Genomic DNA, 215 nt, shown 5'->3' on the forward strand with positions numbered 1-215 from the left:
ACATCCCAGATCACCTTGTCGGCCGGGGTGTCGAACACCGCATGCAGGGCCACGGTCAGTTCCACCACGCCCAGAGAGGCGCCCAGATGGCCACCGGTGGTGGAGACGGCGTCAATGGTTTCGGCCCGCAGCTCGTCCGCAATCTGCTTGAGCTGCTCGACCGAGAGGTTCCGCATGTCAGACGGGTAGCTCACCCGGTCCAGAGCAGGAAAACG

1 protein-coding gene is annotated in these 215 nt (G+C 64.2%); it reads right to left on the reverse strand.

Going from position 1 to position 215, the window contains the following annotated elements; all coding sequences use genetic code 11:
• Positions 1-215 (reverse strand): 1-deoxy-D-xylulose-5-phosphate synthase N-terminal domain-containing protein (locus HK23_RS14150; RefSeq protein WP_306300695.1); only part of this gene is annotated, 215 nt, incomplete at both ends.

This window comes from Acetobacter malorum, from assembly GCF_002153605.1.
Taxonomy (GTDB): domain Bacteria; phylum Pseudomonadota; class Alphaproteobacteria; order Acetobacterales; family Acetobacteraceae; genus Acetobacter; species Acetobacter malorum_A.